A 14,566-nucleotide genomic window follows, 5' to 3' on the forward strand; every position below is an offset into this window, starting at 1 on the left:
AATGATTAAAAATTTTATAAACCGACCGGTTTTATCCACGGTAATCTCGATTATGATCGTGATTCTCGGGGTTTTGGGATTGATCTCACTGCCGGTTACACAGTATCCTGATATTGCGCCTCCTACAGTAAGTGTTTCTACATCGTACACAGGAGCCAATGCGGAAACTGTGATGAAGAGTGTTGTTGTACCTTTGGAAGAACAGATCAACGGGGTGGAAGGTATGGATTATATCACTTCTACAGCCGGAAACGATGGTTCTGCACAGATTCAGGTGTTCTTTAAACAGGGAATTGATCCGGATATTGCTGCGGTAAACGTACAAAACCGTGTAGCCAGAGCAACTCCTTTGTTGCCAAGTGAAGTTACACGTTCCGGGGTTGTTACTCAAAAGCAGCAAACAAGTGCTTTGATGTATATGTCATTCTATTCTGAAAATAAAGATCTAGATGATGTATACCTTCAAAACTTCTTAAATATTAATATTATTCCAAATCTAAAAAGGATTAATGGAGTAGGTGATGCCAACGTTTTCGGAGGTAAGAACTACTCAATGAGAATCTGGTTGGATCCTGCTAAAATGGCTGCATACGGAGTAACTCCTACTGATGTTACCAATGCAATCAATGAGCAGAGTAGAGAAGCTGCTGCCGGTTCTATCGGGCAAAACAGTGGAAGCTCATTCGAATATATCATTAAATATGTTGGTAAATTCAACGACAAGGAACAGTATGATAATATTATCATTAAATCTCTTGCCGACGGACAAAACTTAATGCTGAAAGATATTGCTAAAGTAGAATTAGCAGGACAGTCTTATACTGGAATTGGGGAAAATGGCAATAGCCCATCGATCAGTATGGGGATCTTCCAGACTCCGGGTTCCAACGCTCAGGAAATTATTAAAAATATTAAAACGTATCTAAAATCTGCGGAAGGAAGCTTTCCAAAAGGAATTAAATATACGTTCAACTTTGATACGAATGAATTCTTAGATGCCTCTATTGATAAGGTGGTTCATACCTTAATTGAAGCTTTCATTCTTGTATTTATTGTAGTATATATTTTCCTTCAGGATTTCAGATCTACTTTGATTCCGGCAATTGCGGTTCCGGTTTCTATTGTGGGAACCTTTTTCTTCCTGAATTTATTTGGATATTCATTAAACTTACTGACGTTATTCGCTTTGGTATTGGCGATCGGTATTGTTGTGGATGATGCCATTGTCGTCGTCGAGGCCGTTCACGCCAAGATGGAGCACGGTATTTCTGATGCTAAAAAAGCAACGGTGGAAGCAATGGACGAAATTACAGGTGCCATCATTTCAATTACCTTGGTAATGGCGGCGGTATTCGTTCCGGTAACCTTTATTACAGGACCAACCGGAGTTTTCTACCAACAGTTTGGGATCACGTTGATCATTGCGATCATTATCTCTGCGATCAACGCTTTGACTTTAAGTCCAGTTTTATGTTCATTATTCTTAAAACCTCATGAAGCTCATCATGAAGAATATAAAAACAAGAATTTTCTTCAGAAATTCTTCTATAAGTTCAATATTGCATTTAAAACAGCTACAGAACGTTACGGAAGAGGATTTGTATTCTTGTTAAGACATAAATGGGTTACGTTGATCATCTTTGCAGTAACTGGCGGTATCTTATACTGGGCAAGTACGACTATGAAAAAAGGTTTCGTACCTACAGAAGACAGAGGGATCATCTTTACAGATGTTCAGCTTCCTCCGGGAGCATCTATGGAAAGAACTTACAACGCTTTGAAAACCCTTCAGGCAAAAGCTTTAAAAGTGCCGGGAGTACAAAACGTAACGATCTCTACAGGTAGAGGTTTCTTATCTGGAAACGGAAGTAACAATGGTCTTGCTTTCATTAAATTAAAACCATTTGACGAAAGGAAAAAAGACGGACAGACTTCCGAAGATATTACCAAAAAACTATTTGGAATTTCAGGAGCTGTTCCCGATGCAAAAGTTGTATTCTTCCAGCCACCGAGTGTACCTGGTTTTGGTAACAGTGCCGGTTTTGAAATGGTATTATTGGATAAAGCAGGTGGAGAATATGCAGACTTAGATAATAAAATGAATGAATTCATCGGTAAACTGATGCAAAGACCGGAAATTGAATTTGCCCAGTCTTCATTCAACACAAAATATCCTCAGTATGAAATGCAGGTAAACGTACCATTGGCTAAGCAAATGGGTGTTTCTGTAAGTGATATCTTGGCTACAATGCAGGGATATATCGGAGGGATTTATACTGCTGACTTCACCAAATACGGAAAACAGTTCAGAGTAATGGTTCAGGCGCTTCCTGACAACAGAAAAAGCATTGATAATCTTAATGAACTTTACGTGAAAACAGGTTCTGGAGCGATGTCACCGATCTCTCAGTTTATTTCAATGAAAAAAGCATACGGACCACAATCTGTAAGCCGTTATAACCTGTTTACTTCGGTAAAAATTACTGGTGCAAACTCTGCAGGATACAGTTCCGGGGACGCGATTGCAGCCGTTCAACAGGTAGCTAGTGAAACATTGAACCAAAATTATGACGTAGAATTTACAGGACTTACGAGAGAAGAGTTAAATTCAGGATCTCAAACCTTATTGATCTTCGGACTAAGTTTGATTTTCGTTTACTTCATCCTTTCTGCACAATATGAAAGTTACATTCTTCCACTTATTGTGGTAATTTCTCTTCCTCTTGGGGTAATGGGAGCTTACTTCGGACAGAAGATCATGGGATTGGAAAATAATATTTACTTCCAGATCGCATTGATCATGTTGGTCGGATTATTGGCAAAAAACGCGATTTTGATTGTAGAATTTGCTGTTCAGAGAAGACACCACGGAGAAACCATTGTCATGTCTGCAATTAATGCTGCAAAAGCAAGGTTAAGACCGATTCTGATGACCTCATTTGCATTCATCTTCGGTTTATTACCATTGGTGTTAGCAAGCGGAATTGGAGCAGTTGGTAACCGTTCCATTGCAACCGGTGCGGCAATAGGATTGTTGATAGGAACCATTTTAGGATTATTTGTAATCCCTGTATTATATGTGATTTTTGAATATTTACAGGAGAAAATCAAGCCTATCAAAAAAGAAGAAATCAATTTAGCAGAATAAAATTAAAGTTAAAGAAATTAGGAGCTGGCATAAAATATAAAACCAGCTTCTAATTTCTAAACTCTAACTTCTAATAATAAATAATGAAGAGTTTATTAAACATCATAAAAGGAATAACATTTTCAGTCGCAATTCTTGCAGCCATATCATCTTGTATGGCGAGAAAAGAATACCACAGACCGGATAATGTTGTTGACGAAAAACTGTATCGTACAGACATGCTTCCTGCAGACAGTACGAACATTTCGAATGTTTCTTGGAAAGAGATCTTCACAGATCCTATTCTTCAGGGGCACATTTCAAAAGCTTTGGAAAACAACCTGGATATCAGAATTGCTTTACAGAGCATCAATTCTGCCGAAGCTTATCTGAAACAAAGTAAAGCCGCTTACGAACCAACGGTAACAGTTGGTCCCGGTTATACTTTCCAGACTCAGTCTTTGAATACACAGACCGGACAGTTATTCGGGCAAAGAAGATATATCAATCAGCTGGATCTTACGGCAAGTATTGGTTTTGAAGCTGATCTTTGGGGAAAATTAAAAGCACAGGAAAAAGCTCAGATGGCTGCCTATTTAGGAACAGTTGCAGCCCACAAAGCGGTAAAAAGTGATTTGATTTCTTCCATTGCTTCTGCATATTATCAGTTATTGACATATGACGAGCAGAAAAAAATTATCACAGAAACCATTAAAGTTCGTGAGCAGAATTTAGAAACGACAAAAGCTTTGAAAGTTTCAGGAACAGTTACAGAAGTTGCTGTTCAGCAAAGTGAGGCTTTAGTTTATAATGCAAAATCTTTATTAATTGACATCGATACTCAAATTCAATTGCTGGAAAACACAATGAGTTTGTTATTGGGAGAACCTTCTCAGTCGATTCAAAGATCATCTCTGGAATCTCAAAATGTTCCGATTGATTTAAAATTAGGATATCCGGCTCAATTATTGGCAAACAGACCAGATGTAATGAGAGCGGAATATAATTTAATGAATGCTTTTGAATTAACCAATTCAGCAAAAGCGCAGTTTTATCCAACTTTAAAAATCACAGGAAGCGGAGGATTACAGTCGATGGATATTGATCATTTATTTAATGTCAACTCATTATTTGCAAGTGTTGTGGCAGGTTTGGCTCAGCCAATTTTAAATAAAAGAACCATTAAAACGAATTACGAAGTAAGCCTTGCCAATCAGGAAACCGCGTATCTGAATTTCAGAAAAACGGTCCTTACGGCAGGAAAAGAGGTTTCGGATGCAATCCGTGTATTCTCGGTTCAGGATTCTTATATTGAATTAAAACAAAAAGAACTGGATTCCTATAAAAAGTCTGTAGATTACTCTCAGGAATTGGTAAACTATGGGATGGCCAATTACCTTGAAGTACTTAATGCAAGCGTAAATTCTTTAAATGCAGAATTGAATATCGCCAATGCAAAATACAGTAAGATGAAAGCCGGAGTAGATCTTTATCAGGCTCTTGGCGGCGGTTGGAAATAGTTTCTAATATTAAGTAGTGAAAGCGTGTGTTGATTAATTTTAATGCACGCTTTTTATATCATTTAATCATAGCCTGAGATAAGATTTCACATCACGAAGTGATCGTCAAAGCTCCAATTGATTAAAGTCTTTCTCGCTTAAAAAGTAAGTTGAAAAATAAAATCTTTACGTTAAAAAATAATTAAATTATTAAACCGTTTATTATTAACGAAGCGGAGTGTATGAAGAACTTCAATCTGGTTTAATTATACCTTGCAGATTTTACAGATTACACAGATGTTTATGTTTTATAATGGATATCTTAAAACGTCTTCAATTGAGTGCAAAAAAATCTTTTGAGCTAAGAAATAACCTTTTGGGAGAATATTTAGAAAATTTAATAAAAATAATAAGGTAAATTAGTATACTAATCTAAATATGATTAAATTATAGTTGATGATGTTTAGATATATACTTTGAATAACAATGAAAATAAGATATGCAAAGACAAATTAAAACAGGGGCTGAATCAAAAGTTAACATTATAATTAATTAATTTTATGAAATACAGATATATTGTATTTTGGGGAATTTTTATAGCTTATTTTATATTTGTGCACCCCTGCATAATATATTATAATACACCCCATTCCAGCAATAATACACCTAATGGAATCCTCGCCTTATTTTTTCTGGCATCAAGCTTCATTCTTTGGGGGATTGTATTAGGATTTACACTGCGGCCGATTTTAAAAAATGGCATTTTAGCTAAAAGAAATTTTACATATATTAATCAGTCAGGAAGAAGGGTTCAAGGTTTTATCCAGGAATCCAAATTGCTTAAAACGCATCAGTCCGGCTGGGTCTCAAGGGAAATTATTTTTGAAATAATTAATTTTTCCGGGCAAAAAATTCGGCATAAAATGACGATTAATGACACTCGTCCACAAGAGAGCAGGTTTGAAACAGGAAAGGTTATTTATTTAAAAGTTGATCCCGATTTCAAAAGAAATCCTTACTTTTTTTTAGAAGGTTCTCAATCGAAAGTAAACCCTATTCTATTAGTGATATGGTTTGCATTCTTCGCCGGAGTAGTTGCTTATTACTATTATGCCTACACTACAGAAAACGGTGGTTTGGGTTGGCGATTTCTGGAGTTATTTCATCCACTGCTTCTCATCCCCACCTGTTTTATCGTTTTTGTAGGATTGATTTATTTTTTTATTAAGGTTTTTGTAATGGGCAATAAACAATTAAAGAACAATTGCAATTAAAATTTTGGGGAGAGAAAGCCACCGCTCATATTATTGAGGTAAAACAAACCGGAAACTACCTTAATAATCAGCCACAGGTAAAATATACTCTTGAGTTTAAAGACAAAAAAGGAAAATTGATACAAGTCGCTAAAAAAGAATTTGTTTCTTTAACGGATATTGGACATGTTTCTTCACTAAAAGAAAAAGACATATTTTATTTACCGGATAATCCTGAAAAATTTAACTTTTTTGACGAAATTAATAATTAAATTCTAATGAAAAATATTCTCTTCATCCCTATACTACTATTCATTTTGGTTGGTTGTAAAGATTTTAAAAAAAGTATTGATGATACTTTGGATACAGCCAGCACAGCTGGTAATTCTCAAAGCGAAAATTTACCAGAAGGGTCGAACAATAATTCTTTTTCTACTGATACAACTCTCGTAACTAAAGAATCTGTAAATAAATTAATTCCCTTCACTTCTCAAAAAGAAAAATTGGAAAAAGCAGAAGAACAGCTTCGTAAACTCCCTCAATTCGCAGGTAAATCCATTTTCATTTATGAATTTATTCATTTTTATGATGATGGAAGGATCATTACGACACTCCAAAATCCTGAAAATCCGAACTACGTTGATGAATATACCTATGAAAATGAAGAATGGCAGGATCCCAAACCTGTTATCTTATCCAAAAGTGATGATGTAAAAGGCGGTCTTGTCAACCTGAATAAACTTCCTTTTCATAATGCCAATAATATTTACAAAACTCTTTTAGAAAAAAGGAAAGAAATTGGGAGTGATTCGGATGATTATACAATCTATGCAGGAACCAGAGGAAACAAAATTAACTGGTATCCTGAATCAATAGATAATGAGCGTTCTGTATATAACATTGAATATCACGAAGACGGAACCCTGAAATCTTTTGAACAAAAGTAAGATGATTTATGGAATAATTAAAGAAAAGGGAATTCAGGGCACTTAGAAATCAAAATGAGGATATCTGGAAACTATTGAGTTGTATATTTTTGATAGATTTATTTAAAACATTTGATAAAGAAGATTTCAGAAGTCTTGCATAAATTGGAAATATAAAGTGTCAGCTAACGCAATGGGATTTAATAGTATTGGACATCAAATTCATTATTTAGATTTTATAAAAGAGAACTATTTTACTTTGGTGAAAATTTAGAAAACCTTTATTGAGAATGTTTCCCTAGGAGTTAATTTATAAAACTTACATTTTATCTAGTTTTGATTTAAATTAATGCGAATTTAAATGATTGATTATTAATATTTTAATTGTAAATTTTCATTTTTATTTGTATTTATGTAGTTAACTACGTAGTTTTGTACATAAATAAAAGATGATGCTAGAAATCAAAACAATAAATAATACGTATTCAGAATCAGTGATAGATCTAATTCTGACTATTCAGCAGAAAGAATTCAATGTTCCGATTACCATAGAAGACCAGCCGGATCTCATGCAGATTGAAGAATTTTATTTTGCCAGTGGAGGTGGTTTTTGGGGAGCTTTCATAGATGGAGAACTTGTCGGAACTATTGCTTTGGTAAAATTTGATAAAAATGCTGCCGCCATCCGAAAAATGTTTGTGAAAAAGGAATTCAGAGGAAAAGAACGCAATATCGCTCAGAAGCTATTGGAAATCCTGATCGATTACTGCTATGAAAACGGAATAGAAGAAGTATATTTGGGAACCGTATCGATACTTAAAGCAGCGTTGTGTTTTTATGAACGAAATCACTTTAAAATCATTGACAAGGAATTGCTACCTGCAAAATTTCCTTTGATGAGTGCCGATAATGTATTTTGCTTTCTCGATCTAAAATCATAACCTATGAATGTCATTAATGAATCCGGAACCCTTGCTTTATCAACACGATTACAACGTCTCAGTGAGCAGCTACGTAAAGACGGAGCTTTAGTGTATAAAGAATTCGGAATCGATTTTGAACCTAAATACTTTCCGGTCATCTTTACTCTACATCATAAACAAACGCTGAGTGTGGTAGAAATTGCCAATGAAATAGGATATACCCATCCTTCCACTATCAGTCTTTTAAAAGAGCTTGAAAAACAGCAAATGATTCAGTCCAGAAAAGATAAGACAGATGAACGGAAACGTTTGATAGAATTAGCACCAAAAGGAATTGAACTGATCGAAAAAATGAAACCGGTCTGGGAAATCATCTCAAAAGTATTGGGTGAAATTGCTGATAATGAAAATCATTTACTGAAAGCAATTAATGAGGCGGAAGAAAAAATTGCAAATCAGTCGTTCTTGCAGCGGGTTTTGCAATTGAAGAATGAAGAGAAAAATAATTTTTAAAGCAATAAACGAAATTTATAGAAGATAAAAACATAAGTATTTTCTTGTGCTGAATGTCCTATAAAATAATCGATATAACATCTTTTTAAAAGACTGTTGATTTTTAAAAAGAAATGATTTCATAGATGTAGATTATGACCTATTAATTTTTATTTTTTAAAATATAATTTTATCACTATGACGGGAATAAAAAAATCCGTATAATTGCAATACAAAAAAAATCTATGAAAAAAACAGTACAATTTTTAACAATTTTAGCTTTAATTTTTACATTTTTTAGCTGTAGCTCTACAATGGAAGATGAAACTATGGAACATGCAACAAAGCAATCGTCAAGAAATAGCTTAAGTAACCAGCAAAAAGAAGTTTTCACTTATAATGTAGTTAGCTTATATCGCTTTATGAAAAATAATAAACATTTTTATACAACAAATTATGCAGAAGGAACTTCAGCAGGTTATAACTTTGAAGGAGAATTAGGCAAATTATATGTACCTAAACCAGAATATTATCCTAATGGGGTAATGTTTGGTAATCCAATACTAAGATGGAGACACAAGACAACTGGAGATCGTTTAATAACTAATGGTTCTGATGAATTACTTCCTATGCTATATACAAATTCAAATGTTTTTCCAAATAACATTGTATATCCTGGTTCACCTAATGGAACTTGGATATATGAAGGAATCCTAGGATATGGACCGTCAACTCATGTTGCTCCTATTACTATAGCAATTTACAGATATTATAATCCTTCTTTGAATAATCACTTATTTACTGCAAATATTAATGAACTTGGTGCAGGAGGAGGAATGGGTTATTCACCTGAAGGCTTTTCATTTGCACTATATAATAACTAGAAACATAATCAAAAAATTAAATCCCGCTATAATAGCGGGATTTAATTTTAACGCTTTATAATTAATTTGAGAAAAAATGGATTAAACTTATTGAAATTGATAAATAATTTCTATTTTTGCAATCATTAAAAAATATATTGGGGAATTAGCTCATCTGGCTAGAGCGTTAGACTGGCAGTCTAAAGGTGACGGGTTCGATCCCCGTATTCTCCACCGCTTAAGCCCCTTTCTTATAAAGGGTTTTGTTTTTAATATCTAATAAAATTATTAGATATTAAAAACTTAAAATTTGAATGTAAAATATGATAATTTCAGAAAATGCATGTCAATTAATTATTCCTCTAAATATATTCAAATCCATCAAACGAATTTTCTAAAACCAGATTTTATGAATTTGATTACAATATTAATTGAAATTAAATCTTTCTTTAATTACTGAAAAATAAACATTTCAAAAAGCCTAAGAAATTAAATTAAAATTATATATTTGCCAAATTCAAACTCAACAAGATTTATTTCATAAAACTTTTATTACACTATGAAGAAACTTTTTTTACTCTTATTAACAGCTTTTTTATTTATTGGATGTAGTTCAGATGACGATACTATTTATGATTTTATCGGGACTTGGCATGGAACATACGAAGGAAGTGATAAAGGAGTGTGGAATATTGTTGTAGCAACGGACGGAAAAGTTACCGGAACGATGCATTCTGATCTGAATCAGGAAAATTATAATATTTCAGGAAATCTTAGTACTTCAGGAGATTTAAACGCTGTAGTAGGTCTTCCGTCTGACGGAGAATTCAGAGGGAATCTTACCGTAGATAAGGTAGGAAACGGAAGTTGGGTAAATTCAGTACCGACGCCTGGAAGATCAGGAACATGGAAAGGAGAAAAAGATAAAAATTAAGATTTTAAAATATAGAGAAAAACCGGAAAAGTAAATTTTCCGGTTTTTTTTTGTTTCCAATTCATTTAATTTAACAGATCCTAAATAATATATAATGCTCCAAATGTATATATTTGCAATACATCATTAAACAATGGCAGCATATGAGATTGGGATTATTTGAAAATCATTTAAGAATACGTCAATTATCTATTTTACTGATTGCATCCTCAATAATTATTTCCTGTGGAAGTTCAAAAAACGTTGCTGAAAAAAATAAATCCGTTACAAGAACGGAAAACCTTAGAAAACTAGATTCAAAGTTCGATGGTAAGGTATCCAAATCCATCAATTCTATTTTAAAAGATGCCGAAAAATATATTGGAACCCCATATAAATTTGGAGGAAATACCTCTTCAGGCTTTGATTGCTCAGGATTTACTGTAAAAGTATTTGAAGAAAATGATTTTAAACTTCCAAGAAGATCTTCTGATCAGGCTTCAGCAGGAAAAGAGATTGATATTAATGAAGTAAAACCCGGAGACCTCTTATTTTTTGCCACCGCTGGCGGAAGCAGAGTTTCCCATGTCGGTATTGTTCATGATATCGGAAGTGATGGAGAAGTAAAATTTATTCATGCTTCTACCTCAAAAGGAGTAATCATTTCTTCACTCAATGAAAAGTACTGGAATAAAGCCTATCTGCATGCTCAAAGAGTATTATAAATCCACTTTTATCCTATTGATTTTTTCGCTGACTGCATTTTTTATAAAAGAGCAAAAACTAAAGGAATTATTCAAACTTTTATAGCTTGCATGGTTCAGAATAAGATCAACTTTTTTGTATATTTGGCGAAATAATTTTAAACAAGAAACATGTCGTTACAACAAACTATTGAAAATATCTGGGACAACAGAGAATTATTGCAGAATGAAGACAGCCAAAAGGCTATCAGAGAGGTTATTTCTTTGGTTGATAAAGGAGAACTTCGTACGGCTGAACCTACAGAAAACGGATGGCAGGTAAACGAATGGGTGAAGAAAGCTGTAGTAATGTATTTTCCGATCCAAAAGATGGAAACTATTGAAGTAGGTCCTTTTGAATTTCATGATAAAATGCCTTTGAAGAGAAATTATGCTGAAAAAGGAGTGAGAGTTGTACCGCATGCAGTAGCAAGAGAAGGAGCTTATATTGCACCGGGTGTAATCATGATGCCTTCTTATGTAAATATCGGGGCTTACGTAGATTCTGGAACAATGGTCGATACTTGGGCTACTGTGGGAAGCTGCGCACAGATCGGTAAAAACGTTCACTTAAGTGGAGGTGTTGGTATCGGTGGTGTATTAGAGCCACTTCAGGCTGCTCCGGTAATCATTGAAGATGACTGTTTCATCGGATCAAGATGTATCGTAGTAGAAGGAGTTCACGTAGAAAAAGAAGCCGTTTTGGGAGCAAACGTTGTGTTAACAGCTTCAACTAAAATTATTGACGTTACAGGTCCTGAACCTATTGAAATTAAAGGAAGAGTTCCTGCACGTTCAGTAGTAATTCCAGGAAGTTATACAAAACAATATCCGGCAGGAGAATATCAGGTTCCTTGTGCTTTGATCATCGGTCAGAGAAAAGAATCTACAGATAAAAAAACATCTCTTAATGATGCATTGAGAGAAAACAATGTAGCAGTTTAAATTCATACTAAAACTATGGCCATTCCTAAACAGATCTTTCAGACCTTTAAAACCGATAAGCTGCCTTGGCTTACGAAGTTCCATATCAAAAGAATGCTTAAGAAAAATCCGGAATATCAGTATCATTTCTATGATGATAAAAGGATTACCGAGTTCTTTAAAGATGAATTTCCGCCTGAATATCTGAAAGCCTACAACAGGTTGACCATAGGAGCGGCAAAAGCCGACTTTTTCAGATATGCGATCCTGTACAAAAAAGGAGGAGTATATCTGGATATCGACAGTGGAATCAATATTCCTTTACGGAAACTGATTCGCGAAGACGATACTGCGTTAGTTACGGATGAAGATCCGCCAACATATTATGTACAATGGGGTCTGGTGTATGAAGCCGGACACCCATTTCTACAAAGAACATTAGAAAATATACTGGATAACATTAAGAACAATCCATATCCTCACAATGTTCATAAAACCACTGGTCCAACAGTTTATACAGACTCAATTAAAGAATGTCTTAAAGAAAATCCAAATATCCCGTACAGGTTTTTAGGGCCTCATTATGACAACAAAATGCAGTTTAAATATAAACTTGGAAAATTCTTCCTTTATAAAGACAAATCCGAACACTGGAAAAAGAAACAGCTTACTCAAAACATCATAAGACCTGAGAATGAAGATAGCGTATGATGCAAAGCGTTTTTTCCATAACACTTCAGGATTAGGAAACTATTCCCGTGATCTGATTCGTATTTTGTCAAAGTATTTTCCTGAAAACGAATATATTTTATTACACAAAAACAAATCGGAAAGAGGAGCAGATATTCTGGAAAATTCTAGCGTTGAGTTCATTGAGACATCCAAAGGAAATATGTCACGCCAGTTCAAAATGGGGAAGGATGCACAGAGACAAAATGCTGATATTTTCCATGGATTATCCGGTGAATTACCTTTAAAATGGGATCAAAAACCGATAAAAAAAATCGTCACCATTCACGATTTGATTTTTGTAAGATATCCTCAATATTATTCCTTTTTTGACCGCAAAATTCACTTTTGGAAGTTTAAAAAAGCAGCGAATACTGCTGATAAAATCATTGCAATCTCAGAACAGACAAAAAGAGATATTATCCAGTTTTTAAAAGTTCCTGAATCGAAAATCGAAGTGATTTATCAGGGCTGTCACAAAGCTTTTAAGGAAGAACAGTCTCATGAATTTATTCAGGCCACAAAAGAAAAATTTAATCTGCCTGAAAGATTTATTTTAAATGTCGGAACAATAGAAGACCGTAAAAACCTTTTAAATGTTGTAAAAGGAATTCACGGAACCAATATTCCATTAATCGTAGTCGGAAAGAAAACAAAATATTATCAAAAAATAGCAGGCTTTATTCAGAAGAACAAAATGGAAAAGCAGCTTCATTTCTTAGAAGGAGTTTCTATGGATGAACTCGCTGTTATTTATAAATTAGCCGATGTTTTTGTCTATCCAAGCTTTTTTGAAGGCTTCGGAATTCCTGTCATAGAAGCACTTTTTTCAAAAACCGTTACCATTACCAGTAATACAAGTTGTCTTCCGGAAGCAGGAGGTCCTGATTCGGTTTATATAGATCCGAACAATCATTTAGATATTCAGTCAAAAATAAAATTTTTGTGGGAGAACGAATCTGAAAGAAAACGTCGTGCTGATAAGGGTTTTGAATTTGTTCAGAAGTTCAATGACAAACCTATTGCCAACGAACTGATAACTCTATACAGAAAAATTATTTCGTAAAATTCTTGGCAGTTTAAAAATAAGTCCTACATTTGTACCATAAAATTTCAACAATGAAACCCAATTTTTTAACAGTACATCATTATCACCATCATATCTGCTAGACGGAATTGATTGAGATATACTATGTTAAAAATCAAAATAATTAAAAACCGTCTGAGTAAATAGACGGTTTTTTTGTTTCTAAATTTTTCCGGGAAATTTTTTCAATTCAACCATTTTTATTTACTCAGACACAACAAAAGTGAAATGAGTAAATTAAAAATAGCGATACAAAAAAGCGGACGGCTTTACGAAGAATCTCTTCAGCTCCTCAAAGACTGCGGTATTTTCATCAACAACGGAAAAGACCAACTCAAAGTTTCTGTAGACAATTTCCCTATGGAAATCATGTACTTAAGAAATTCGGATATTCCTCAATATCTGGAAGATGGAGTCGTTGACATTGCCATTGTCGGGGAAAATCTTTTAGTCGAAAAACAAAAGAACATTGAGATTATTCAACCTCTTGGTTTCTCAAAATGCAGAGTTTCTCTAGCGATTCCAAAGGAAATTGAAACCGATGATATCAATTATTTTCAGGGGAAAAAAATTGCGACCTCTTATCCAAATACCCTTAAAAACTTTCTTCAGAAAAATAATGTTTCAGCAGATATTCACATCATTTCAGGCTCAGTAGAAATCGCTCCTAATATCGGTCTTGCTGATGGAATCTGCGATATTGTAAGCTCCGGAAGTACTTTATTTAAAAACGGATTAAGGGAAACCATTACCCTGTTAAAATCTGAAGCTGTACTTGCAAAAACCTCACAATTGAACCAGAAAAAAATATCTGTTTTAGAGAAATTCCTGTTTAGAATCAAAGCGGTTTTAAAGGCAAAAAACTCAAAATATATTCTGATGAATGTTCCTAATGAGAAGATTGATCTTATTTCAAAAATACTTCCTGTTTTGAAAAGTCCTACGGTAATTCCTTTGGCAGAAAAAGGGTGGAGCAGTATTCATTCAGTAATTGATGAAGAGCGTTTCTGGGAAGTTATTGACGAACTGAAAGACAACGGAGCACAAGATATTTTGATAATTCCAATCGATAAAATGGTGATTTAAT

14 protein-coding genes and 1 tRNA gene are annotated in these 14,566 nt (G+C 34.1%); all 15 read left to right on the plus strand.

Translation table 11 applies throughout. The annotated features are described in order from the left end of the window. Position 1 precedes the first annotated feature (1 nt). The 15 genes from JI747_RS03860 to hisG all read left to right on the plus strand — a co-directional run bounded on the left by JI747_RS03860 (position 2) and on the right by hisG (position 14,565). Positions 2-3,148, plus strand: coding sequence for an efflux RND transporter permease subunit (locus JI747_RS03860; RefSeq protein ID WP_225686408.1), 3,147 nt, complete (start codon positions 2-4; stop codon positions 3,146-3,148). A gap of 83 nt (positions 3,149-3,231) precedes the next feature. Beyond that, the gene (locus JI747_RS03865; RefSeq protein WP_225686409.1) at positions 3,232-4,647 is read left to right on the plus strand and encodes an efflux transporter outer membrane subunit; all 1,416 of its coding nucleotides are present in this window, start codon (positions 3,232-3,234) and stop codon (positions 4,645-4,647) included. Between the two features lie 539 nt (positions 4,648-5,186). Continuing rightward, positions 5,187-5,900 carry a hypothetical protein gene (locus tag JI747_RS03870; protein WP_225686410.1) on the plus strand — a complete coding sequence of 238 codons (714 nt, stop codon included), beginning with the start codon at positions 5,187-5,189 and terminating at the stop codon, positions 5,898-5,900. Then, positions 5,891-6,151 carry a hypothetical protein gene (locus tag JI747_RS03875; protein ID WP_225686411.1) on the plus strand — a complete coding sequence of 87 codons (261 nt, stop codon included), beginning with the start codon at positions 5,891-5,893 and terminating at the stop codon, positions 6,149-6,151. Before JI747_RS03870 ends, JI747_RS03875 begins: the two co-directional genes overlap by 10 nt. A 6-nt stretch (positions 6,152-6,157) precedes the next feature. After that, complete coding sequence (locus JI747_RS03880) at positions 6,158-6,826, plus strand: hypothetical protein (RefSeq protein WP_225686412.1); 669 nt, start codon at positions 6,158-6,160, stop codon at positions 6,824-6,826. Between the two features lie 428 nt (positions 6,827-7,254). Then, positions 7,255-7,746, plus strand: a complete 492-nt coding sequence (locus JI747_RS03885) for a GNAT family N-acetyltransferase (RefSeq protein ID WP_225686413.1) — start codon at positions 7,255-7,257, stop codon at positions 7,744-7,746. A 3-nt stretch (positions 7,747-7,749) separates the two neighbouring features. Continuing rightward, the gene (locus JI747_RS03890; protein WP_225686414.1) at positions 7,750-8,241 is read left to right on the plus strand and encodes a MarR family winged helix-turn-helix transcriptional regulator; all 492 of its coding nucleotides are present in this window, start codon (positions 7,750-7,752) and stop codon (positions 8,239-8,241) included. A 224-nt stretch (positions 8,242-8,465) separates the two neighbouring features. Beyond that, positions 8,466-9,104, plus strand: coding sequence for a hypothetical protein (locus JI747_RS03895; RefSeq protein WP_225686416.1), 639 nt, complete (start codon positions 8,466-8,468; stop codon positions 9,102-9,104). A gap of 139 nt (positions 9,105-9,243) precedes the next feature. Continuing rightward, a tRNA-Ala gene (locus tag JI747_RS03900) sits at positions 9,244-9,317 on the plus strand. Positions 9,318-9,642: 325 nt separating this feature from the next. Continuing rightward, entirely contained in the window at positions 9,643-10,017 is a 375-nt protein-coding gene (locus JI747_RS03905; RefSeq protein ID WP_225686417.1) for a hypothetical protein, read from the plus strand. A gap of 143 nt (positions 10,018-10,160) precedes the next feature. After that, the gene (locus JI747_RS03910) at positions 10,161-10,721 is read left to right on the plus strand and encodes a C40 family peptidase (RefSeq protein WP_225686791.1); all 561 of its coding nucleotides are present in this window, start codon (positions 10,161-10,163) and stop codon (positions 10,719-10,721) included. A 150-nt stretch (positions 10,722-10,871) separates the two neighbouring features. Further along, positions 10,872-11,684, plus strand: a complete 813-nt coding sequence (locus JI747_RS03915; protein ID WP_047438958.1) for a 2,3,4,5-tetrahydropyridine-2,6-dicarboxylate N-succinyltransferase — start codon at positions 10,872-10,874, stop codon at positions 11,682-11,684. A 15-nt stretch (positions 11,685-11,699) separates the two neighbouring features. Then, entirely contained in the window at positions 11,700-12,374 is a 675-nt protein-coding gene (locus tag JI747_RS03920) for a glycosyltransferase family 32 protein (RefSeq protein WP_225686418.1), read from the plus strand. Continuing rightward, a complete protein-coding gene (locus tag JI747_RS03925) occupies positions 12,358-13,458 on the plus strand; it encodes a glycosyltransferase family 4 protein (protein WP_225686419.1) in 1,101 nt (366 codons plus the stop codon). The genes JI747_RS03920 and JI747_RS03925 overlap by 17 nt, the downstream gene beginning before the upstream one ends. Positions 13,459-13,707: 249 nt before the next feature. Beyond that, positions 13,708-14,565 carry an ATP phosphoribosyltransferase gene (gene hisG / locus JI747_RS03930; RefSeq protein ID WP_225686420.1) on the plus strand — a complete coding sequence of 286 codons (858 nt, stop codon included), beginning with the start codon at positions 13,708-13,710 and terminating at the stop codon, positions 14,563-14,565. Position 14,566: the final 1 nt, after the last annotated feature.

This window comes from Chryseobacterium tagetis (assembly GCF_016735585.2).
GTDB lineage: Bacteria > Bacteroidota > Bacteroidia > Flavobacteriales > Weeksellaceae > Chryseobacterium > Chryseobacterium tagetis.

Excerpts from the sequence above, each read along its gene's own strand:
- JI747_RS03915 (WP_047438958.1), top strand. The coding sequence starts at position 10,872 with ATGTCGTTACAACAAACTATTGAAAATATCTGGGACAACAGAGAATTA.
- JI747_RS03895 (WP_225686416.1), top strand. The coding sequence starts at position 8,466 with ATGAAAAAAACAGTACAATTTTTAACAATTTTAGCTTTAATTTTTACA.
- JI747_RS03925 (WP_225686419.1), top strand. The coding sequence starts at position 12,358 with ATGAAGATAGCGTATGATGCAAAGCGTTTTTTCCATAACACTTCAGGA.
- hisG (WP_225686420.1), top strand. The coding sequence starts at position 13,708 with ATGAGTAAATTAAAAATAGCGATACAAAAAAGCGGACGGCTTTACGAA.
- JI747_RS03920 (WP_225686418.1), top strand. The coding sequence starts at position 11,700 with ATGGCCATTCCTAAACAGATCTTTCAGACCTTTAAAACCGATAAGCTG.
- JI747_RS03890 (WP_225686414.1), top strand. The coding sequence starts at position 7,750 with ATGAATGTCATTAATGAATCCGGAACCCTTGCTTTATCAACACGATTA.
- JI747_RS03860 (WP_225686408.1), top strand. The coding sequence starts at position 2 with ATGATTAAAAATTTTATAAACCGACCGGTTTTATCCACGGTAATCTCG.
- JI747_RS03910 (WP_225686791.1), top strand. The coding sequence starts at position 10,161 with ATGAGATTGGGATTATTTGAAAATCATTTAAGAATACGTCAATTATCT.
- JI747_RS03870 (WP_225686410.1), top strand. The coding sequence starts at position 5,187 with ATGAAATACAGATATATTGTATTTTGGGGAATTTTTATAGCTTATTTT.
- JI747_RS03885 (WP_225686413.1), top strand. The coding sequence starts at position 7,255 with ATGATGCTAGAAATCAAAACAATAAATAATACGTATTCAGAATCAGTG.
- JI747_RS03880 (WP_225686412.1), top strand. The coding sequence starts at position 6,158 with ATGAAAAATATTCTCTTCATCCCTATACTACTATTCATTTTGGTTGGT.
- JI747_RS03865 (WP_225686409.1), top strand. The coding sequence starts at position 3,232 with ATGAAGAGTTTATTAAACATCATAAAAGGAATAACATTTTCAGTCGCA.
- JI747_RS03905 (WP_225686417.1), top strand. The coding sequence starts at position 9,643 with ATGAAGAAACTTTTTTTACTCTTATTAACAGCTTTTTTATTTATTGGA.